General features: G+C 68.6%; 20 protein-coding genes. 3 read left to right on the forward strand and 17 right to left on the reverse strand.

Annotated features, from left to right (window positions below; genetic code table 11):
* Window positions 1-2: 2 nt before the first annotated feature.
* Window positions 3-920, reverse strand: coding sequence for a glycosyltransferase family 2 protein (locus ACWW1C_RS21115; protein WP_455980085.1), 918 nt, complete (start codon window positions 918-920; stop codon window positions 3-5).
* Between the two features lie 135 nt (window positions 921-1,055).
* Between ACWW1C_RS21115 and ACWW1C_RS21120 the strand changes: the two genes are divergently transcribed.
* A complete protein-coding gene (locus ACWW1C_RS21120) occupies window positions 1,056-2,492 on the forward strand; it encodes an LCP family protein (protein ID WP_455984379.1) in 1,437 nt (478 codons plus the stop codon).
* Between the two features lie 2 nt (window positions 2,493-2,494).
* Entirely contained in the window at window positions 2,495-3,223 is a 729-nt protein-coding gene (locus ACWW1C_RS21125) for a TIGR03089 family protein (RefSeq protein WP_455980086.1), read from the forward strand.
* Between the two features lie 9 nt (window positions 3,224-3,232).
* On the opposite strand, the gene ACWW1C_RS21130 is transcribed toward ACWW1C_RS21125, so the two are convergent.
* From ACWW1C_RS21130 to ACWW1C_RS21145, 4 genes are read right to left on the reverse strand one after another with little or no spacing between them, the layout of a single operon-like run.
* The gene (locus ACWW1C_RS21130; protein WP_455980087.1) at window positions 3,233-4,393 is read right to left on the reverse strand and encodes an acyl-CoA dehydrogenase; all 1,161 of its coding nucleotides are present in this window, start codon (window positions 4,391-4,393) and stop codon (window positions 3,233-3,235) included.
* A gap of 56 nt (window positions 4,394-4,449) precedes the next feature.
* Window positions 4,450-5,274 carry a class I SAM-dependent methyltransferase gene (locus ACWW1C_RS21135; protein ID WP_455980088.1) on the reverse strand — a complete coding sequence of 275 codons (825 nt, stop codon included), beginning with the start codon at window positions 5,272-5,274 and terminating at the stop codon, window positions 4,450-4,452.
* An 11-nt stretch (window positions 5,275-5,285) separates the two neighbouring features.
* Window positions 5,286-5,801, reverse strand: coding sequence for a 5-(carboxyamino)imidazole ribonucleotide mutase (gene purE / locus ACWW1C_RS21140; RefSeq protein WP_455980089.1), 516 nt, complete (start codon window positions 5,799-5,801; stop codon window positions 5,286-5,288).
* Window positions 5,794-6,999, reverse strand: a complete 1,206-nt coding sequence (locus ACWW1C_RS21145; protein WP_455984380.1) for a 5-(carboxyamino)imidazole ribonucleotide synthase — start codon at window positions 6,997-6,999, stop codon at window positions 5,794-5,796. Before ACWW1C_RS21145 ends, purE begins: the two co-directional genes overlap by 8 nt.
* Before the next feature lie 141 nt (window positions 7,000-7,140).
* Here ACWW1C_RS21145 and ACWW1C_RS21150 point away from each other — a divergent pair, with 141 nt between their 5' ends.
* Window positions 7,141-7,758: a GtrA family protein gene (locus ACWW1C_RS21150; RefSeq protein ID WP_455980090.1), complete on the forward strand. Its 618-nt coding sequence runs from the start codon at window positions 7,141-7,143 to the stop codon at window positions 7,756-7,758.
* On the opposite strand, the gene ACWW1C_RS21155 is transcribed toward ACWW1C_RS21150, so the two are convergent.
* From ACWW1C_RS21155 to ACWW1C_RS21210, 12 genes are all read right to left on the reverse strand, one after another.
* The gene (locus ACWW1C_RS21155) at window positions 7,713-8,231 is read right to left on the reverse strand and encodes a PH domain-containing protein (RefSeq protein WP_455980091.1); all 519 of its coding nucleotides are present in this window, start codon (window positions 8,229-8,231) and stop codon (window positions 7,713-7,715) included. The genes ACWW1C_RS21150 and ACWW1C_RS21155 overlap by 46 nt on opposite strands.
* A 21-nt stretch (window positions 8,232-8,252) precedes the next feature.
* Entirely contained in the window at window positions 8,253-9,056 is an 804-nt protein-coding gene (locus ACWW1C_RS21160) for a biotin--[acetyl-CoA-carboxylase] ligase (RefSeq protein WP_455980092.1), read from the reverse strand.
* Window positions 9,046-10,275, reverse strand: coding sequence for a lipase family protein (locus ACWW1C_RS21165; protein WP_455980093.1), 1,230 nt, complete (start codon window positions 10,273-10,275; stop codon window positions 9,046-9,048). Before ACWW1C_RS21165 ends, ACWW1C_RS21160 begins: the two co-directional genes overlap by 11 nt.
* 37 nt (window positions 10,276-10,312) lie before the next feature.
* The gene (locus tag ACWW1C_RS21170) at window positions 10,313-11,794 is read right to left on the reverse strand and encodes a sugar transferase (protein WP_455980094.1); all 1,482 of its coding nucleotides are present in this window, start codon (window positions 11,792-11,794) and stop codon (window positions 10,313-10,315) included.
* A 155-nt stretch (window positions 11,795-11,949) separates the two neighbouring features.
* Window positions 11,950-12,525 carry a YdcF family protein gene (locus tag ACWW1C_RS21175; RefSeq protein WP_455980095.1) on the reverse strand — a complete coding sequence of 192 codons (576 nt, stop codon included), beginning with the start codon at window positions 12,523-12,525 and terminating at the stop codon, window positions 11,950-11,952.
* Window positions 12,512-13,408: a sialate O-acetylesterase gene (locus ACWW1C_RS21180; RefSeq protein ID WP_455980096.1), complete on the reverse strand. Its 897-nt coding sequence runs from the start codon at window positions 13,406-13,408 to the stop codon at window positions 12,512-12,514. Before ACWW1C_RS21180 ends, ACWW1C_RS21175 begins: the two co-directional genes overlap by 14 nt.
* Window positions 13,380-14,618, reverse strand: coding sequence for a lipase family protein (locus ACWW1C_RS21185; protein WP_455980097.1), 1,239 nt, complete (start codon window positions 14,616-14,618; stop codon window positions 13,380-13,382). Before ACWW1C_RS21185 ends, ACWW1C_RS21180 begins: the two co-directional genes overlap by 29 nt.
* Window positions 14,619-15,848 (reverse strand): acyltransferase family protein, encoded by a 1,230-nt coding sequence (locus ACWW1C_RS21190; RefSeq protein ID WP_455980098.1) that lies wholly within the window; start codon window positions 15,846-15,848, stop codon window positions 14,619-14,621.
* Window positions 15,845-17,098 carry an alpha/beta fold hydrolase gene (locus tag ACWW1C_RS21195; protein ID WP_455980099.1) on the reverse strand — a complete coding sequence of 418 codons (1,254 nt, stop codon included), beginning with the start codon at window positions 17,096-17,098 and terminating at the stop codon, window positions 15,845-15,847. Before ACWW1C_RS21195 ends, ACWW1C_RS21190 begins: the two co-directional genes overlap by 4 nt.
* A complete protein-coding gene (locus tag ACWW1C_RS21200) occupies window positions 17,095-17,763 on the reverse strand; it encodes a YveK family protein (protein ID WP_455980100.1) in 669 nt (222 codons plus the stop codon). The genes ACWW1C_RS21195 and ACWW1C_RS21200 overlap by 4 nt, the downstream gene beginning before the upstream one ends.
* Window positions 17,760-19,043: a lipase family protein gene (locus ACWW1C_RS21205; protein WP_455980101.1), complete on the reverse strand. Its 1,284-nt coding sequence runs from the start codon at window positions 19,041-19,043 to the stop codon at window positions 17,760-17,762. Before ACWW1C_RS21205 ends, ACWW1C_RS21200 begins: the two co-directional genes overlap by 4 nt.
* Complete coding sequence (locus ACWW1C_RS21210) at window positions 19,043-20,548, reverse strand: AAA family ATPase (protein WP_455980102.1); 1,506 nt, start codon at window positions 20,546-20,548, stop codon at window positions 19,043-19,045. The genes ACWW1C_RS21205 and ACWW1C_RS21210 overlap by 1 nt, the downstream gene beginning before the upstream one ends.
* Between the last annotated feature and the right edge of the window lie 6 nt (window positions 20,549-20,554).

Genomic DNA, 20,554 nt, shown 5'->3' on the forward strand with positions numbered 1-20,554 from the left:
GCCTAGTTCGCCCGACGGCGCTTACGCCTGGAATTGCCCACCACCGCGCGTTCGCGCGCGCCCAGGGCCGACTTGATGGTCCATCGCAGCGGGGCCTGCCACCAGCGCGGATGCCGGTCGGCCAGGAACGTATAGGTACTGCGGTGGTGCGCGGCCAGATTGCGGGCCGGATCGCGACCCGTGGAATGTCCCTTGTCGTGCAGGATTTCGGCGGACGGGACGTACACGTTCTGCCAGCCGCCACGACCCAGCCGGTCCCCCAGGTCGACGTCCTCCATGTACATGAAGTAGTTCTCGTCGAACCCGCCGATCTGCCGGAACGCCTTGGTGCGCAACAGCAGACACGAGCCGGACAACCAGCCGACCGCACGTTCGCTTGGCTCCAGCCGGTCCTGGCGGTAGGCCGCCGTCCACGGGTTGGATTTCCAGAACGGACCCACCACCGCATGCATGCCGCCGCGGATCAGGCTCGGCTGATGCCGGGCCGAGGGATAGACCGAGCCGTCGGGGTCGCGGATCAGCGGACCCACCGAACCGGCGGCCGGCCACCGCGCCGCGCCGGCGAACAGCTCGTCGATACTGTGCGGTCCCCATTGCACGTCCGGATTGACCACCACGAAGAACTCTTGGTCGACGACGCTGTCGGGCGTGTCGAGATACGCCGCCACCGCGCGGTTCACCGCGGTGCCGTAGCCGAGGTTGCCGCCGGTGTGGAACAGCTCGACGTCGGCGTACCGCTCCAGCGCCGCCTCGGGCGCGCCGTCGGTCGACCCATTGTCGGCCATCACCACCAGCAGCCGGCGCTCGGTGGCGTGGGCCAGCGTCTTCAGGAAACGGTCCAGATGCTGCCCGGGTGAATAGGTCACCGTCACCACGAGCAGCGGGCGGTCCGATTCCGCTCCGGATGGCTGCTCGATCACGGCCTAGAGGTTAGCGGGCCGACGGCCGCGCCCGCACCAGGGTGTGACCCGCCGAACCCCGGGCTACCGGCCACGGCAACCGCTCACCAGTAGCCTGTCCTGGTGCCAGGTCGACTGTTCCGCATCCTCGCCGTCATGGCGACGGTGCTCGTGATGGTGGGCACCGGCGTGGCCTGGAGCAGCCTGCGTTCGCTGGAATCGGGCATCAACCGCATCAGCACCGCGGCTCTCGGTGGCGGGGGCGACGACGGTGCCGTCGACATCCTCCTGGTGGGTATGGACAGCCGTACCGATGCGCACGGAAACCCCTTGTCAGAGGACGAACTCGCCACGCTGCGGGCCGGCGATGACGTGTCCACCAACACCGACACGATCATCCTGGTGCGTATCCCCAACAACGGGCGCTCGGCCACCGCCATCTCCATCCCGCGCGACTCCTACGTGCAGGCGCCGGACCTGGGCAAGACCAAGATCAACGGGGTCTTCGGTCAGGTGAAGCTCGAGAAGATGAAGGAGCTCGTCGAGCAGCAGGGCGAGGATGCCGCCACCGCCGAGCCGAAAGCCGTCGAGGCCGGCCGCGAAGCGCTCATCAAAACCGTGGCAAAGCTCACAGGCGTCACCGTCGATCACTACGCCGAGGTCGGGCTGCTGGGCTTCGCCTTGATCACCGACGCCCTCGGGGGCGTCAACGTGTGTCTGAAGAACCCCGTCGATGAACCGTTGTCGGGAGCCAACTTCCCGGCCGGCTGGCAGAAACTCAACGGCCCGCAGGCCCTGAGCTTCGTGCGGCAACGCCATGATCTGCCCCGCGGCGACCTGGACCGGGTGACCCGCCAGCAGGTGTTCATGGCGTCGCTGGCGCACGACATCATCTCCGGGCAGACCCTGTCCAGCCCCAGCACCCTGAGCCGGCTGCGGAACGCCGTGCAGCGGTCGGTGGTGCTGTCGGACGGCTGGGACATCATGGATTTCGTCCAGCAGATGCAGAAGCTCGCCGGCGGCAACGTCGCGTTCGCCACCATCCCGGTGCTGGCCGAGGACGGCTGGAGCGACGACGGTACCCAGAGCGTCGTGCGCGTCGACCCCGCACAGGTGCAGCAGTGGGTCGCCGGTCTGCTCCAGGACCAGGCCGAGGGCAAGACCGAGAAGCTCGCGTACACCCCGGGCAACACCACCGTCGACGTGGTGAACGACAGTGACATCAACGGACTGGCCGCGGCGGTGTCGGAGGTCCTCACCGAAAAGGGCTTCGTCGCAGGCAAAGTCGGCAACAACGAGGCCGACCACGTGACGGCGAGCCAAATCCAGGCCGCCAAGTCGGACGACCTCGGGGCGAAGGCCATCGCCGAGCAACTCGGCAATCTGCCGGTGGTCGAGAACGCCTCGGTGCCGAGCGGTGCGGTGCGGGTGGTGCTCTCGCACGACTACGCGGGCCCCGGTTCCGGCCTGGAGGGCGGCAGCCACACGGTGACGCAATCCGCTTCCGACACCACCGATTCCGGCACGACCACACCGGTCCCGCCGTCGCCGATCATCACCGCGGCCGCGGCCGATCCGAAGTGCGTCGACTGATCATGACCAATCTGTCCAGCGCGATCCTCGACCCGTTGCTGCGCGCCGACCCGGCCGGGCCGCGCATCACCTATTACGACGATGCCACCGGCGAGCGCATCGAGCTGTCGGCGGTGACCCTGGGCAACTGGGCCGCCAAGACCGCCAACCTGCTGCGTGACGAACTGGGCGCGGGCCCGGGCAGCCGCGTCGCGGTGCTGCTGCCCGCACACTGGCAGACGGCCGGTGTGTTGTTCGGCATCTGGTACATCGGCGCGGAAGTGTTGCTGAAAGACACCGTCGGAGAATCGATTACATCCGACTGCGACATCGCGGTGTGCACGGCCGACCGCATCGACGCGGCCGACGAGACCGGCGCCGGCGAAGTCGTGGTGCTGTCCCTCGACCCGTTCGGCAAGCCCGTCCCCGACCTGCCGATCGGCGTCACCGACTACGCCACCTCCGTCCGCGTGCACGGCGACCAGATCGTGCCCGAACGCACCCCCGGCCCGGCGCTCGCCGGCCGCTCGGTCGACGACGTCCTCGCCGAAGCCAAGAACAGTGCTGCGGCAAAGGGATTCACCGCCGGCACGCGGCTCCTGTCGACGGCGCCGTGGGGCAGCCCCGATGACCTCGTGACCAACCTGTTGGCGGTGTTCGCCGGCGGCGCGTCCCTGGTACAGGTGGCCAACCCCGACGCGGGCGCGCTGGACCGGCGCCGCGCGACGGAGAAGGTCACCGCCGACCTGTAGCGCCCGGCCTCAGCGCAGCAGGGCGCGGGACATCACGACCCGCTGAATCTGGTTGGTGCCCTCGTAAATCTGGGTGATCTTGGCGTCGCGCATCATGCGCTCCACCGGGAAGTCGACGGTGTAACCGGCACCGCCGAACAGCTGCACAGCGTTCGTGGTCACCTCCATTGCCACGTCCGAGGCGAAACACTTCGACGCCGCCGAGATGAATCCCAGGTTGCCCTCACCGCGCTCGGCGCGGGCCGCGGCGTTGTAGACCATCAGCCGGGCGGCCTCGGTCTTCATCGCCATGTCCGCGATCATGAACTCGACACCCTGGAACTGGCTGATGGCCTTGCCGAACTGCTTGCGGTCCTTGGTGTAGGCGATCGCGGCGTCCAGCGCACCCTGCGCGACACCGACGGCCTGCGCGCCGATGGTCGGACGGGTGTGATCGAGCGTCGCCAGCGCGGTCTTGAAGCCGGTGCCCGGCTCGCCGATGATGCGGTCACCGGGGATGCGGCAGTTCTCGAAGTACAGCTCGACGGTCGGGCTGCCCTTGATGCCGAGCTTGCGCTCCTTGGGGCCGATGGTGAAGCCCTCGTCGTCGATGTGCACCATGAACGCCGAGATGCCGTTGGCGCCCTTGTCGGGGTCGGTCACGGCCATCACGGTGTACCAGGTCGACGCGCCACCGTTGGTGATCCACGCCTTGGCGCCGTTGAGGATCCAGTCGTCACCGTCGGCCTTGGCACGGGTGCGCATGGCGGCGGCATCACTGCCGGCCTCGCGTTCGGACAGCGCGTACGACGCCAGCTTGCCGTCGACCAGGTCCGGCAGCACCTTGCGTTTGAGGTCGTCGGAGCCGTTCAGGATCAAGCCCATGGTGCCGAGCTTGTTGACCGCCGGGATCAGCGACGCCGACACGTCGACCCGGGCCACTTCCTCGATGACGATGCAGGCGGCGACCGAGTCCGCGCCCTGGCCGCCGAACTCCTCGGGCACATGCACGGCGTTGAAACCCGACGCGGTCAGCGCGTCACTGGCCTCCTGGGGGAACCGGGCCTGCTCGTCGACCTCGGCGGCGTACGGAGCGATCTCCTTCTCGGCCAGCGCCCGGATGGCGGCCCGAAGCTCCTGATGCTCTTCCGGCAGCTGAAACAGATCGAATGACGGGTTACCGATAGACATTGATGGCTCCTTGCCTGCCCATGTGGCGAGATGCGGGTTGCTACTCGCCGGTAACTTTACCGCCCCTGACCCGACACCTTCTGCAGCCCACGGACCAACTCGCGGTAAGTGCGGTGATAGACGGTGCGCAACGTCTCGCTGCGTCGCAGCACGTCGACGGCCGTCACCGGGCCGAGCAGCAGCACCGGATGCCCGGCGAAAACCGAGGTGGTGTGCTGGATCCGCGCCGAGCGGTGCGCCGCCGACTCCAGTTCGGCCTGGTAGTAGTCGCAGTACTCCGGCTGGGTGAAGAACACCTTGTTGAAGCCGATCGCGAACGGGGCCAGCCCGGCTCCGTCGTCGAGGTACTTGAGCGTGCCCACCGCGACGCCAGGCCAGAACTCGTTGAAGACGTCGTCGGCGATCACGATGCCGCCGTCGGCCAGCGTGGCCTCGGCCAGCTGCATGTCGCTGTAGACGATCTCCTCGGTGTGCCCACCGTCGACGCTGAAGAACCGGACGGGCCCGCCGGCCTCCTCCAACAGCACCTCGGGTGCCAGCTTGGTGGAGTCGCCCTGGTGGATCACCACGCCGTCCATCGACGACCAGACGTCGACGTTGCTGGTGAACTTCGCCAGGTCGCCGGCCCCGGAACCGTCGATGTTGAGGTCCTGGTCGCCGAAAATGTCGATGGCGACGGACTTTTCGTCGTCCCGCTGCAACAGGTTCAGACCGATGAACAGCTTGCCGTGGTGCACGCCGATCTCGGCGACCGCACCGCCGACGGACCTCGCCCGCTGGGCCTCGTCCAGCGCGCCGGCGACCAGGAGCACCTCAGGCTCCATGAATCCCGTGACGAGTTTGTGACCGACGCTGCGGTACCGCGCGAATGAAGATTTCATCGTTGGTGAGCTTACTTGCCCAGCAACCGATTCCGTAGCGCCTCATCCTTGTCGAGCACCATCTGCTCCAGCTCCTCCTGGAACCGCTGCATCCGGGCCCGCAACCCGGCATCTGCCGACCCCAGGATGCGTACCGCCAGCAGGCCCGCGTTGCGCGCGCCGCCGATCGACACCGTGGCCACCGGCACACCGGCCGGCATCTGCACGATCGACAGCAACGAGTCCATACCGTCGAGGCGGGCCAGCGGCACCGGCACCCCGATGACCGGTAGCGGAGTCGCCGACGCCACCATCCCGGGCAGGTGCGCCGCGCCACCGGCGCCGGCGATGATCACCTCGACGCCGCGGTCCGCGGCGGTCTTGGCGTAGTCGAGCATGCGCTGGGGGGTGCGGTGCGCCGACACCACGCCGACCTCGAACGGCACCCCGAACTCGGCGAGCGCGGTGGCCGCGTCCTCCATCACCGACCAGTCGCTGTCACTGCCCATGATCAGGCCGACCCGGGGGCCTCCCGCGCGTTCACTCATGTCCACTCCATCCGTCGGTCCACTCAGCGTGCGACAACCAATGCGCGGCCCGGACGGCGCGCTCGCGCACGTCCGCCACGTAGTCCTCGTCGTCGAGCGAGCCGCCCGGCGCGCCGACGATGTTGACGTGGCCGATCTTGCGGCCGGGCCGCTCGCCCTTGCCGTACAGGTGCACCCGCGCCTCGGGCAGCCGGCCGAACAGGTGATGCAGCCGCTCATCCATGGACATCTCCGGCTGTGCCGGCGCGCCCAGCACGTTGGCCATCACCGTCACCGGGGCCAGTGGCGCCGTCGACCCCAGCGGGTAGTCCAGGACCGCGCGCAGGTGCTGTTCGAACTGGCTCGTCGTCGCGCCGTCCATGCTCCAGTGCCCGGAGTTGTGCGGCCGCATGGCCAGCTCGTTGACGACAAGGCCGGCACCGCGCTCCTCATCGAAGGTCTCGAACAGCTCGACCGCCAGCACGCCGACCACACCCAGCTCGTCGGCGATCCGCAGCGCGAGCTGTTCGGCTGCGGTGGCCACCGCGGGGTCCAGCTGCGGCGCCGGCGCGATCACCTCGACACAGATGCCGTTCTCCTGCACGGTGTGCACGACAGGCCAGGCCGCGCCCTGCCCGAACGGCGAGCGCGCGACGAGCGCGGCCAGCTCGCGGCGCATGGCGACCTTCTCCTCGACCAGAACGGCGACGCCGTCGGCCAGGTAGCCCTCGGCGGCGGCGCGGGCCTGCGCCACGTCATCGGTCAGCGTCACGCCCTTGCCGTCGTAGCCGCCGCGGCTGGCCTTCACCACAAGTCCGCCGCCGACCTGAGCGGCGAGCTCGTCAATGGCATCGAGGTCGGCAAGCGAGGCCACCTCCCGATAGCGCGGCACCGGCGCGCCGAGCTCGGCCAGCCGGCGCCGCATCACGAGCTTGTCCTGGGCGTGCACCAGCGCCGACGGCGGCGGAGCCACGTTGACCCCGTCCGCGACGAGGGCCTGCAGCAGCTCGGTCGGAACGTGCTCGTGGTCGAACGTCAGCGCCGACGCACCGGCCGCGACCCGGCGCAGCGCCTCGAGGTCGGTATGGGAGCCCAGCACCACCGCGGGACTCACCTGGGCGGCCGGCTCGTCGGCAGAAACCGCCAGGACCCGCAGGGTCTGGCCGAGCGCGATGGCGGCCTGATGGGTCATGCGGGCCAACTGGCCGCCACCGATCATCGCCACGACGGGGGGTTGCGTCACGGCGCCTAGTTTGTCACGCACAGCGGGTGTCCCCCGAATCTGCCTATGCCGCCTAGCTACCGCCTGCTACCTGCACGGGTACGTGAAATGCAGGTACTTTCCGTAAACTGGCCGCTTATGTCGTTCACCGAGGCCACCATCGCGCGGCTCCCGCGAGTGATCCGGCCGTTTGCCGAACGTCATCACGAGCTCATCAAGTTCGCCATTGTCGGCGCCACCACCTTCGTCATCGACTCGGGCATCTTCTACACACTGAAGCTCACCGTCCTTGAGCCCAAGCCGGTGACGGCCAAGATCATCGCCGGCATCGTCGCGGTCATCGCGTCGTACGTGCTGAACCGCGAATGGAGCTTCCAGAACCGCGGCGGCCGCTTGCGTCACCACGAGGCGCTGCTGTTCTTCGCCGTCAGCGGCGTCGGTGTGCTGCTGAGCATGGCCCCGCTGTGGGTGTCCAGTTACGTGCTGCAGCTGCGCGTGCCGAACGTGTCGCTGACCGTCGAGAACATCGCCGACTTCGTATCGGCCTACATCATCGGCAACCTGCTGCAGATGGCGTTCCGATTCTGGGCGTTCCGGCGCTGGGTGTTCCCGGACGAGATGGCGAAGCACGCGCCCGACATGACGCTCGAGGCGACGATCACCGCCGGTGGTTTCGCCGAGGCCTACGACGAACTCGGCGACGACGATCCTCAGCTGGGCGACTCCTCGGAACCCAAGGTGTCGAAGACTTCGTGATACAGCAGCGAGTGGACCTGTTCCACCCGCGGAATGTCATGGAATTCCAGGGGATCCTGCGATGCCGACTCGATGATCAGGGTGCCGGTGCGCAATATCCGGTCGAGTAGTCGGTGCCGGAACTCCACACTGTTGATGCGTGCCAGCGGGATATCGATGCCCGAGCGCGTCAGCACACCGCGCCGGAACATCACCCGCCGGTCGGTGATCACGAAATGCGTTGAGCGCCAGTTCAGGAACGGCCAGACGGTGAGCCAGCCGACCACCACCAGCCAGACAATGCCGATCACCGCGAAGATGATGTTCTTGGCGTTCGAATCCCAGTTGGTGTGATTGACCACCGCCGCGACGAACGCGGCCAGCGCGGTCCCGACCAGCAGCACCAGCACCGGCCCGATCAGTCGCTTCCAGTGCGGGTGCCGATGCAGCACCACATTTTCGTCGGCCGCCAGCACGTTGTCCGGGTAACCCATACCCCAGACTCTAAGCGGTGCTCAGCTGGTGGCGGGCCGCAAATGAATGACGTCACCGGCTGAGACCGCGACGACGCCGTCGGCCGAATCGATCACCAGTGCGCCATTGCCATCGATGTCGGTGGCCTGCCCGACCACCTCGCGGCCGCCCGGCAGCTCGGCCCGCACCGACTGGCCGAGGGTGGAGCTGTGCTTGCGGTAGACCGCCAGCAACTCGACGTTTCCGCCCACGCGCCACTCGGCGATCCTGGCGTGCAGCCGGTTCAGCAGCGCCACTGCGAGCCGCTGCCGATCCGGTTGTGCCACACCGAGACTCAGCAGCGAGACGGCCGCCGGGTCGGGCAGTTCGTCAGCCGCGAGCGACACGTTCAGGCCGATGCCGACGACGATGACGGGCGAACCGCCACCCGGTGCCGCGACTTCCGCGAGGATGCCGGCCAACTTGCCGGTGGCGACGAGCACATCGTTGGGCCACTTGAGCGCGGCTTGCACGCCGGACACCTCGGCGACGGCCTCGACGGCGGCAACTCCGGTCGCCAGTGACAGCAGTCCCCAGGTCTCGCTCGGCACATTCGTGGTGTCCACGCCGATCGAGACCAGAATCTGCGACCTCGGCACCGCCGACCAGGTGCGGCCCTGGCGTCCCCGGCCTTCGGTCTGGTCCTCGGTGAACAGGGCTACACCTGCGACGTTCTCGCCGGCCTGTGCCCGGGCCGCGAGATCGGCGTTGGTGGAACCGGTTTCGGCGACCACCTCGACCCGCCAGTCCGCGCCGGCTTCGGCCTGGATCGCCGTGGCGTCCAGCGGCGGCAGGTCAGCAGTCATTGGTTACCTTCTTCCCGGCGAACCGATCCGCCATCCAGTCGAGCATCTCCTGCGCCGCGGGCGGGTTGTGTCCGCCCTTCGGGTCGAACACCGTCGTCACCGTGCCACCGAGCGTGCAAGCCCGCCCGATCGCCGCCTTGGTCCAGGCGGCATCGATGAAGGGGTCCTGACCGCCGTACCAAACGTACAGCGGCGCGGTCAGCCTTCGTTGTGGAATCGCCCACGCCTGCAACAGGTTCTGCAGCCGCTGAGCGGCGTCCGGCGAGACCGGGAGGAAATCGCGCGGCCCGAGTTGCCCCGCGGCGACCGCGCGCTTGTAGACCGCGCCGCTACTGCAGTCCGTCAGGACGTTCCAGTAGCGGGCGGCCCCGCCGTGCCGGTAGTCGTCGCGGTTCAGATCCGGATGCAGCCGGGCCAGCGATTCGATCAGCGCCTGCAGCACCGGCCGCTGCTCACTGGTCAACGTGCCCGTCTGCGATTTCGCCACCAGGCCACTGACATCGGCGGCGGGCGCGACGGCGACCGCACCGACCAGTGTGAGCTCCGGGGCGTAAGGCTCGGTCTGCTCGTCGGCCGCCCAGGCCGCGGCACCACCCTGGGAGTCGCCGAAGGCCGCCCATGTCGTCGAGACGTCACCGAACACATGCCGCGCCGCACGGACCGCATCGATCAGGTTGAGTCCGGCGGTACGGGCGTCCGAGTACGGGTGCACGCCCTTGACGCCCAACCCCTGGTAGTCGGGCAGCGCCACGGCGTACCCGAGGTTGATCACCACTTTCGCGATGGGCAGCAGGTTCATCAGGGTCGGTGACAGCGACGGGCCGCAGTTGTTGTCGATGCCCAGGGTGCCGTGGCCCAGGGCCACCACCGGCCAACCGCCCTTGGGCGGCTGGCCCAGCGGGGTGAGCACCGCACCCGAGACGACGGTCGGGGCACCGGTGTCACCCGAGGTCGAGTGGTACACCACGCGTGCCGCGCGCATCCCCTGCCCGGTGAAGGTGCTGGTGACCCCCGGCATGGTCGTCGCCGACAGCACGGTGCCCGGACCGGAGCCGGTGAGATCGGCCGAACCGATCGGCTCGGGAGCGCCCGAGAGCGGGATGAACATGTCGAGAGCCTTCGAGGCTCCGATCAACGCGAGTGGTCGCAGGTAGGTCGCGGCGGTGAGGCCACCGACAACCAGGACGGCCACCACGATCCACGGCAGGGCTTTACGCATCAAAGGGGATTATTCACCGGCGGTCGCCCGCCCGGGCTCAGTAGGCGCCAGAACCGCCGATGATGGTGCGGAACGTCTTGGCCGCGATCAGCAGATCGTTGGTGATGGACCAGTTCTCGACGTACGACAGGTCGAGCCGCACCGAGTCCTCCCACGACAGGTCGGCCCGGCCGCTCACCTGCCACAGTCCGGTGATCCCGGGGAGCACCAGCAGCCGGCGGCGAACCTGCTCGTTGTAGGTGTCGAATTCACGGCGCAGCGGCGGCCGCGGTCCGACGACACTCATGTCGCGGCACAGCACGTTGAAGAACTGCGGCAGTTCATCGATGCTGTACCGCCGCAGGTACTTTCCGACCATGGTGACGCGCGGGTCCTCGTGAATCTTGAACAGCACCCCGCTGCCGCTCTCGTTGAGGTCCAGGCTGATCAGGTCGTCGACCATGCGGTCGGCGCCCTGCACCATGGTGCGGAACTTCGTCATCTGGAACGGCTTGCCGTCCAGGCCGATTCGCTCGGAGCGGTAGAAGATCGGCCCGCGGCTGGTGAGCTTGATGGCGATGGCAGACAGCACCATCAGCGGTGAGGTCACCGTGAGCGCGAACAGGGCGACGAAGACGTCGAAGGCGCGCTTCTGAAGCTTCTTGGTGCCGCTGTACTGCGGCCGCTCGACGTGGATCAACGGCAGCCCGGCGACGGGGCGCATGGTGAGGCGGGGGCCGGCCACGTCGATGACGCTCGGCGACACGACCATGTCGATGCCCAGCTTGTCGAGCTCCCAGGACAGCTCACGCATGCCTTCGGGCCCGAGGTGGTCGGTGGTGGTCAGGGCGACGGCATCGAAGGCGGCCGTGGCGATGGCGTCGGAGACCTGGGCCTCGTTGCCGAGCACCGGCAGCTCACCGACCCCGGCGACGTCGAAGGTGCCGCCCGCCGGGCGTCCGGTGAGGCAGACGCCGCGGACGGAGTAGCCGTACCACCATTCGCGATGCAGGGACTGCACCAGGTTGGTCACGGCGCGCGGGTCACCGACCGCCAGCACCGAGGCGACGCATTTGTTGTTCCGGCGGAGCCGGGCCAGGACCCGCCGGCAGACGGTCCGGCCGACGACCAGGCCGACGAGACCGAGCGGCAGCGCGACGGCCAAGTAGCCGCGGGCGTATTCGGGGCGGAAGATCATCAGTGCGACGGCGATGATGCCGACGGTGGCCAGCGTCGCGGAGAACACCCGGCGGTACTCCTCCACGCCGGCGCCGACGATGCGCGGCGACCGGGTGCGGTACGCGGCCAGCATGGCCAGCCAGATGACGGCGACGAACAGCGACAGCACCGAGTAATACGAGAAGACGTGCAGGTACGTCGAAGTGAATTCCAGAGAGGCATCGGGTGTACCGAGCTTGACGAACTGCGCGCTCGCCAGAGCCAACACGACCACGACCAGATCGAATGCGATCAGGCACCAGCGGTAGCGCGTCTGCCACGCCCGGTCAGCTAAAGGCGCGACAGCCCGTATCGGAGACACGGGAGAAGCCTTTGGAACGAAGAGTTCTTCTGCCACTGACACTGACGGCTACTCCCTCCGATTTGCTGGCTGTTCGCTATAGCCCCCGCTCAGCGAACTGCGACTACTATCGCATCGTTTGCTCGAAAATACCACCGATCAGAAAAATAGGCAGGTCAAGCGCAGCGTCCCTGCAGGACGGCCTTAGCGAACCCGGCAAACTGATAGAAGAACGTCAGCTCCCACCCGATCGGCGAGAAGTCATAGTCCCTGGGCAGGGCCACCGCAACCACCGAACCACGGTCCGCCGAATAGCACTGCCGGAAGATCAGGCGGGCGCGCGGTAGGTGATAGCGCCAGCTGACCACGATGATCCGATGCCAGGAACGGCCCTCGGAGAGCTGGCGCATCATCATGGCCTCGCCGCGCGTCGTCAGGATTTCCGGCTTCGGGCAGATCACCTCGACGTCCTTCGCCGGCGCGCAGGCGCTCTTCATCTGCGGGTCGCCCGGCACGTACGGGTTCGACAGCACGACCGTGCGCGCCCAGCCCTGCCGGGCCAGGCTCAGCCCGTACTGTTCGCGGCCGTCGTGCTCGCCGGCCAGCACGATGATCGCGTCGGCCCGCTGCAGCTGATCGGACTTGGCGTTGGCGAACAGCGCCACCCCGGCGAGCCCGACATCGACGAGCAAGACGATCGTGACCACAGCGATGACACGACGAATGGTGCGGCCGAGTTCACCGCGTGCCATAGTCCGCCAGTTGTTCACCACACATCTCGCTGTACTGCTGCCACATGCGGCGGCCCAGCTCCCGCTGCCCGGCGGCGCTGTAGTGCCGGTCGTCCGGGCTGTTGTACGAATCGCGCGGCCCCGGCACGAAGGTGCTCAGCGGCCACCGGTTCGGGGTGTCGGCGTGCACGGCGTCGATCGCGGCATAGGGCTTGCCGCTCAGCTCCATCTCCTCGGGCACCATCTGCCCGAGGACGAACGGCAGACTCGCGCCGTACCGCGTGCGCATGTCCCCGATCAGCGAGTCGAGCTTGGCCTGATACTGCGCGCCCGAGATCAACGGCACGTCCGTCTCCCCCTGGTGCCACAGCACGGCGGCGATCTCACTGCCGGGAAAACGCGCCAGCGCCGCATCGATGGCGGCCACCGCCCGCCGGTACAGGTTCACCCGGGTCTTCCGGTCGGCCGGATCCCAGGTGTGCCCGTTCTTCGGGGTGAACGACGTGTCACCCCGGGCGCCGGGGATCAGCAGCACCGGACGTCCGGTGGCGTCGGCCAGCCGTTTGGCGAAGGTCGGGCCGAAACCGACGTATTTGCACGGTATTTCGTGCAGCAGCGGTTGCGTCGCGAGCACCGCGGTGCCCTTCGACGGCCCACACATGGCCCACTGGTGCACCAGCGGATGGGGCCGGTCCAACCCGTCGGGCTCGACGGGCAGCCCCATGCCGAACGCGTTGGACTGTCCCAGGATGGGCAGGATCAGGTACGGCCGTTCGGGGTCACCGACGGCGGTGCCGCGGGGCGCGATCAGTCGCTTCACGATGCATTTCGCGTCGATCAGCAACTGCTGATGAATCGGGCTGTCGCCGTCGGGATTACGTGGTCCCCTGCGCAGGACAGTCATTGACCGCCTCGCCTCCCCTGAATCGTTCTGCCAGCCACCGCAATTGACCCGGTCCGTCAATGTCGGCATGTCCACCGTCCGGCTGGAAATTCCAGACCACCGTACCGCCCAGCGAACATGCGCGGGCGATGGCGGCTTTCGTCCATTCCGGGTCGAGGAAAGTGTCCTTGCCGCCGTAGACCACCGACATGGGGGCCGACAACGGCCGCTGCGGCAGCGCCCAGTCCTGCAGGTAGCGACGCAGCCGGTCGGCAGCCGCCGCATCTACCGGCGCCAGGTCGGTCGGCCCGAGGGCATCGATGGCGGTGGCGCGGTAAGCGACATCGGGTCCCGAGCACGCCGACAGCACCTTCCAGTACCTGGCCGCCGCGCCCCGGCGGTAGTCGTCGCGGTTCAGGTCGGGATGCAGCCGGGCCAACGACTCGACGATCGCCTGGAACGCCGCTTGCTGGTCCTTGGTCAGGCTGCCGGAGACGGCCTTGTCGACGATGCCCGCCACATCGGCCGACGGCACGCTGGCGGCGGCGCCGATCAGATCGAGTTCGGGCGCATAGGTGCGCGCCTGCTCGTCGGCCGCCCACGCCGCGCCGCCGCCCTGCGAGCCGCCGAACACGGCCCAGCGGTTCGAGATGTCGCGGAACGTGTGGCGCAGGGCCCGCACCGAGTCGATGACATTGCGGCCCGCGGTGCGGCTGTCGGTGTAGGGATGGACGCCGGGCGCACCCAGCCCCTGGTAGTCGGCGAGGGCTACGGCGAAGCCGAGGTTGACGAAGCCCTGCACGAACACGACGTTGCCGAGCAGATTCGCCGACAGCGACGGCGCGCACGGCTGGTCGATGCCGGTGGTGCCGTGTGCCAGCGCGATCACCGGCCAGCCGCCGTCGGGCGCCTTGCCCCGGGGCGTGAACACCGACCCCGACACCACCGTGGGCGCATCGGTGTCACCGGAGGTGGATCGGTAGACCACGCGCGCGGCCTGCAGGTCCTTGCCCTCCACCGAGTTGGTCAGGGCCGGCATCGTCATGGCGCTGATCAGGCTGCCCGGACCGGACCCGGTGAGGTCGGCGGTCCGGATCGGCACGGGATCCCCGATGCCGCCGTGCCGCAGCTTGTCCAGGGCCCAGCTACCGACCTGCCACATCACCGGCAACGACGCCGCGATCAGGAGCAGCGCGGCGACCGCGGCACCCCACTGGATCGCACGACGCATTCAGGACCACCTGGTGCGGTACCGCTTCGCGAATTTCATGACGGGGTCTTCCACTGCGTAGTACGTGACGGCCGAGACCACCAGTGTCACCGCCAGGACGAGCGCGACGTTGCGCAGCATGCCGGGCAGGTTGTCACCGGCCATCAGGCCCCAGCGACCCATCAGCAGCATGAGCGGGAAGTGCCAGAGGTACGCCGACAGCGAGACCTTGCCGACGAACCGGAACGGCGCGGTGTCCAGCAGCTCGGCCAGCCCGGACCGTTCGCCGCGGAACAGCGGCGCGACGATCACCAGGATGCCCAGTGCGCACAGCACGGCCAGGGCCGACGTAGCGTACGGATTGGCCAGCGCGATCAGCCCGAGCATCACCACACCCGCCGGGAACATCGCCAGGAAGCTGTACAACCGGACGCGGCGGCTGAGCTTCTCGCGAATCACCTTGTGCTCCATGGCCACGACCAGCACCGCGGCGGCCATGCCGAACGCGAAGGTGTCCGAGTTGGTCAGGAACGTCTTGGTGTAGACCGCGACCCAGTTGGCGCCCCAGTTGATCTGCGTGGGATCGGTCAGGTGCAGCGCCGAGATCAGCGACGGTACGAAGGCCCGGCCGATGAATCCGAGCGCGATCAACAGCGCAGGCCCCAGCGACACGACGAGCCACGGCCGCAGGTTCGAGCGCCTGCCGAGGGCGAACAAGAGCATGCCGAGCAGCGGGATCGACAGGTAGAAGGCGTATTCCAGCGTCAGTGACCACGACGGGTTGAGACCCGTCTGGAAGTACTTCGGGATGTACGACTGCGTCAGGGTGAGGTTGGCGATCAGTTGCCACGGGTCGGTGATCATGCCGGTCCCGTCTTCGGTGCGGGTCGGCTGCAGCGACGCGTTCTGGATGTAGACGATCTGCAGCAGGTAGTTGCACAGCAGGAAGATCACCAGGTAGCCGGGCAGGATCCGGGCGATGCGGTGGACGGCGAAATTCGCGGTGCTGGGCAGTTCGCGCTGCTCGATCAGGTTGCGCACGTACGGCAGGAACAGCAGGAACCCGCTGAGTGCGTAGAAGAAGATCAGCGACAGCCCGACCAGGTTCGTCTTCCAGTGGTAGGCGGTCTGGGGTGAGTAATGACCGGTGACGTGCATGACGGCCACGCCCAGGCACGACAGCCCGCGGGCGCCGTCCAGCCCGATGATGCGGGCCCGCGTCCGGACCGGTGCCGAGGTCGGCGCGTTCACTGTCCTGCTCCCTGCGTGGAATTGAACGACGGACAACTGTTCGGGGCGGGAACGCCGTCGAAGCGGTCCTTGATCCAGTCGTAGGACATCGCGACGTCGATGTCGGCGTGCCCCTTGGTCGGCTGGAACATGATGTCGATGACGTCGCCGAGACGGCACGCGGCCGCGAGTGCCTTGTTCGTCCAGTCCGGCAGCAGCAGCGTGTCCTGGCCGCCGTACAACACGAGCATCGGCGCCGACGTCGGCTCCTTGGGCAGGCTCCGCTTGGCCAGCAGTCCCTGCAGCGTCGTCTCCGCCTGCGGGCTCGCGGGCCGCAGGTCGTCGGGCGTGATCTTGTCGATCGCCGCGGCCCGGGCGGCGGCGTCCTCGGTGCGGCACGAGGCGAGGACGTCCCAGTGGTCGGCGACCTCACCGCGGCGGTAGTCCTGCAGGTTCAGCGACGGGTTCTCCGTCGCGAGGGAAGCGAGGATCAGCTGCAGGATGGCGCCCTGCTCCTTCGACAGGCTGCCGGCCGCGGCACCGGTGGCCAGGCCGGTGAGATCGGTGGCCGGCGACAGGCTGACGGTGCCGACGAGCGTCAGCCCCGTGCCGTAGCGTGCGGCGAGTTCGTTTGCGGCCCAGGCAGCTTGACCACCCTGGGATACCCCGACTGCCAGCCAGCGGTCCGACGAATCCGGCACCAGCTTGTGCGCCGCGCGCGCCGCGTCGATGACGTTGTAGCCGACCGTGGTGGCGTCGGCGTACGGATGGCCCGCGGTGCCCGGCCCGAGACCCTGATAGTCCGGCAGGCTCACCACATAGCCGGCCTTGACCAGCGTGGTGATCGGCATGGACAGCCCCTGCAGCGTCGACGACCCGGACGGCCCGCACTCCCGCTGCATGCCCGACGTGGCGTGGCCGAAGACGATGATCGGCCAGCCGCCCTGTGGCGGCGTCCCGTTCGGCACGAACACCGAACCCGACACCTCGGTGTGCTCGCCGGTGATCCCCGACGTCGACGTGTACGTGAGGCGGGCGGCCAGCGAGACCGCCGATTTCAGTCGCAGGTCCAGCGTGGGGAACGTCGAGGCCGACACCAGCGCCCCGGGCACCTCGCCGGCACCCTTGGTGTCAGGTTTGAGATCGATCCCCGGAACCGTAAGTGGCCCGGCCTTTTTCGGCGCCGAGTCACTCTGGCAGGCCGGCGCCGTCAGGCACACCGCGGCGAGCAGGCCCACCGCGGCGACGCGCCGCAGCCGCCACGAGTTCATCCCGACGTCCCGGCACTCGCGTCGCCGATCACCCGCTCGAGGTGCCGGCGACTCTCCACCCGGTCGAAGATCAGGGCCCGGGCGATCACCGCGATGACGCACAGCGCGAAACCCAGCACCGTCCCGGTCATCACGTAGGACGCCACCCCGCCCACCCGCTCGGCGGGACTGGCGTCGTCGATGACGACGAGCGTCGCACTCGTACCGGCGACCAGCGCCAGCCGGTTGCCCACCGCGACCATGTCGTTGACGACCTCGTGCGCGATCTGCGTGGTCTGGTCGGCATCGCCGCCGGTGACCGTGACGTTCAACATCGCTGTGGCACTGGGCAATATGACGATCCGGGCGGCGAGTTCCTTGTCGGACTCGATCAGGCCCAGCTTCTGGATGATCGGCGCGGTGACCTGCGAGCTGGTGGCCAACTGCCGGTAGGTCTCCATGAGGCCGAGCATGTCGGCGTCGCCGTAGTAGGCGTCCAGTGGCGACGCGCTGCCCTCGGTCCGAACGAACACCGATGCCGTCGACCGGTATTCGGGCTTGGCGTGGTCCCAGCCCACCCAGCCCACCAGTGCGCTCGCGATGGTGGTGACCAGCACCAGCATCCAACTGTTCTTGACGAACAGCACGTAGTCGCGCACCCGCGGCACTCCGGTCGGGGTGATCACGTCGCCCCCACACAGACATCGGCCAGGCGCTCGCCGTCGAACCGCGCCTGTAGCCAGGCCAGCGCATTCTGCATCGTCTGGTCGTTGATCTGGCCGGTGTCGCCGACGCCGCGCATCACCACGATCTGCTGGCCGCGGGCGCAGGCGGCCGCGGTGGCCGTCAGCACCCCGGCCGGCGGATTGACGGTGTCGGCGGAGCCGAAGGCCACCAACACCGGTGGATCATTCGGTCCCGCAGCGGAACTCGGCAGCGCGACAGCACCCAGACGGCGCTTGAGATCCGCTGCCGCGGCGGCGTCCTTGGCCTGGAAGTCGTTGGGAGTCAGCTGATTCAGCGCCAGTTGGGCGGATGCGACATCGCGCGGCGCACAGTCGACCAGCAGGTCCCACTGGTCCTTGAGTTTCGCCGAGCGGTGCGCGTCGAGGTCGAAGTCGGGCTGCATGGTTTCCAGGCTCTGCAGCGCCCGAATCTGCAGCCGGTACTGGTCCGCGGTCGCCAGCGCGGCGGTCCGCTCCGGGTCGGCGAGCGGCGCCAGGTCGGCGATCGGGTTGACCGCCACCGCGCCCACCATGTTCATGCCGGCGCCGTAGGCCCCGTTGCGTTCGGCCGCGGCCCACGCGGCCAGGCCCCCTTCACCGGCCCCCAGCGCGCCCCAGTTGGTGCTGGTGGACGGCACGGCGCGATGGATCGCGCGGGCGGCATCGATGATGCTGTTCCCCAGGCTGGCCGCGTCCAGAATGGAATGTTGCCGGGCGCCCGAACCCGGGTCGAGGCCCAGCCCCTGATAGTCGGACAGGGCGATGGCGAAGCCACGCCGCAGATACACCGACATGCCGGTCGAATAGCCCCAGAACTGCGGGGCGAGGGTCGGCGCGCACTTGGGCAGCAGCCCGGTGGTGTCGTGCCCGAACGAGATGATCGGCCAGCCACCCTTGGGCGCCGGCCCCGGGGGCACCGCGATCAGTGCGCTGACCTGCATGGGACGCCCGTCCACACCGCTGGTCGAGCGGTAGACGATGCGCGCGGCGGTGGCGCCGGCCTCATCGAAGCTCCGGTCGCCTTTGACGGGCTTCAACTCCACCAGGGAACCGGGGCCGTCGTCGGTGAGGTCGGGCGCCGGGAGCGCTTCGGCGCCCGGGAACATCGGGGTGAGGTCCCGGGTGGGACGAGCCTCGTCACCCGGTCGCGGCGACACCGGGCCCGACTGGCCGCACGCAGCCACGGTGACCAGCACCGCAGCCAGTGCCAGTACCGTGCGCCGCAACTCAACGTGACGCATCACGGCTTCTGGTGCGCCGCCGTCTTGGCCTCGGACTGGGACGCAGCCTGGGGTGCCGCCGTGGGCGTGGCCTTGGACGTGGCCTTGGCCTTGGCCTTGGCCGAACCCTTCTTGCCGCCACCGGATTTCGGGCCGTCGGCCCCACCGATGTGCATCTTGAACTCGACGGGTTCATCGGTGGCGACCGAGCCGATCAGCACCGCGTTGGCGGACTTCAGCGTCTGCACCGCCCGGGTGAGCGCGCTGCTCGTGGTGTGGCGGATGCGGCCGACCAGCAGTGCACCGTCCGACAGCGCGGCGGCGACGGCACCGTCGTTGTACTTGCCCAGCGGCGGCGTATCGACGACGACGTAGTCGAACTGGCCGGACAGCTTCGCGAACAGGCTCTCGGTGTGGTCGCCGGCCCACAGCTCCCCGGGACGCGGGGTGGCCGGGCCGGCGGGCAACACCGCGATGTGGTGCTGGCCAACGGGAACCTCGGGGATCAGGCCTTCGGCGACGGTGTTCTCGCCGACCAGCACGGTGCTCAGGCCGCGATCGGCCGCCCCTTGGCGGGCCGCCGGGGTCAGGTCCAATCGCTGTGCGACAGCGGGGTTGCGCAGGTCACCGTCGACCAGGACCACGCGTTTGCCGGTCTCGGCGAGCACGGCAGCCAGATCGATCGCAACCGTCGTGCGTCCGTCGGCCGGCGACGGACTGGCCACCGCGATCACCCGGGCGGGTTCATTGCGGTTTGCCGGCACGGCGAACCGCAAATTGTTCCGGAGCTCGCGCAGGGACTCCGCGTAGGCGCCCTCTGCGGTCAGGTCGGCCACCGCGGCCTTGCCGCGGGCCGAGTCTGCGGGCAGCGCACCCATGAGCAGCGAACCGCTGACGTCGGCCACCCGCTCACGGCCGCGCACCCGGCGGTCGATGACGCCGAGCACGATTGCTGCCAGGAGACCGAGGACCGTGCCGCCGGCGATGCCCATGCCGATCCGGGTGATCATCGAGTACCCGAGGGGCTTGGTCGGATAGCCGGCCTCGTCCACCACGATGGCGCCGGCGGCCGGACTGCCACCGCGACGGGAGGTCTCCAGTTCCCCGACCAGTCCGGCGAGCTGATCGGCTACCGCGCTGGCGTAGGTCTGCGCCTGGCCGGGGTCCTTGTCGGTGACCGCGACCTGCAGCAACACTGTCTTCGGCAGCGGGACGGCGGTGACCTTCGCGCGCAGTTCGTTGGCCGAGATGGTCGCCTTCAGCTGGTCCACCGCGCGGGCCGCCACCTGCTCGCTCATGGCGAGGGTGGCGTAGGAGTTCACGCGGTCCTGGGAGAACAGGTTGTTCTGGTAGGCCTCGGTGACCGACGTGCCGTTCTGGGTCGCCACGAACAGCGTCGCGCTGGACTGGTACTCGCGATCGCCGAATTCCCACCACGACCAGCCCGCGACGCCGCCGACAATCGCCAGCGCCACGATCGCCCACCAGTACCGGCCGAATATCCGCAGGTACTCTTTGATCTCCAAGGTCGT

The sequence above is a fragment of the Mycobacterium sp. HM-7 genome (assembly GCF_053852335.1).

Coding starts and splice junctions, on each gene's coding strand:
- ACWW1C_RS21120 (WP_455984379.1), top strand. CDS start 1,056: ATGGCGACGGTGCTCGTGATGGTGGGCACCGGCGTGGCCTGGAGCAGC.
- ACWW1C_RS21125 (WP_455980086.1), top strand. CDS start 2,495: ATGACCAATCTGTCCAGCGCGATCCTCGACCCGTTGCTGCGCGCCGAC.
- ACWW1C_RS21130 (WP_455980087.1), bottom strand. CDS start 4,393: ATGTCTATCGGTAACCCGTCATTCGATCTGTTTCAGCTGCCGGAAGAG.
- ACWW1C_RS21135 (WP_455980088.1), bottom strand. CDS start 5,274: ATGAAATCTTCATTCGCGCGGTACCGCAGCGTCGGTCACAAACTCGTC.
- purE (WP_455980089.1), bottom strand. CDS start 5,801: ATGAGTGAACGCGCGGGAGGCCCCCGGGTCGGCCTGATCATGGGCAGT.
- ACWW1C_RS21145 (WP_455984380.1), bottom strand. CDS start 6,999: ATGATCGGTGGCGGCCAGTTGGCCCGCATGACCCATCAGGCCGCCATC.
- ACWW1C_RS21150 (WP_455980090.1), top strand. CDS start 7,141: ATGTCGTTCACCGAGGCCACCATCGCGCGGCTCCCGCGAGTGATCCGG.
- ACWW1C_RS21155 (WP_455980091.1), bottom strand. CDS start 8,231: ATGGGTTACCCGGACAACGTGCTGGCGGCCGACGAAAATGTGGTGCTG.
- ACWW1C_RS21160 (WP_455980092.1), bottom strand. CDS start 9,056: ATGACTGCTGACCTGCCGCCGCTGGACGCCACGGCGATCCAGGCCGAA.
- ACWW1C_RS21165 (WP_455980093.1), bottom strand. CDS start 10,275: ATGCGTAAAGCCCTGCCGTGGATCGTGGTGGCCGTCCTGGTTGTCGGT.
- ACWW1C_RS21175 (WP_455980095.1), bottom strand. CDS start 12,525: ATGGCACGCGGTGAACTCGGCCGCACCATTCGTCGTGTCATCGCTGTG.
- ACWW1C_RS21180 (WP_455980096.1), bottom strand. CDS start 13,408: ATGACTGTCCTGCGCAGGGGACCACGTAATCCCGACGGCGACAGCCCG.
- ACWW1C_RS21185 (WP_455980097.1), bottom strand. CDS start 14,618: ATGCGTCGTGCGATCCAGTGGGGTGCCGCGGTCGCCGCGCTGCTCCTG.
- ACWW1C_RS21195 (WP_455980099.1), bottom strand. CDS start 17,098: ATGAACTCGTGGCGGCTGCGGCGCGTCGCCGCGGTGGGCCTGCTCGCC.
- ACWW1C_RS21205 (WP_455980101.1), bottom strand. CDS start 19,043: ATGCGTCACGTTGAGTTGCGGCGCACGGTACTGGCACTGGCTGCGGTG.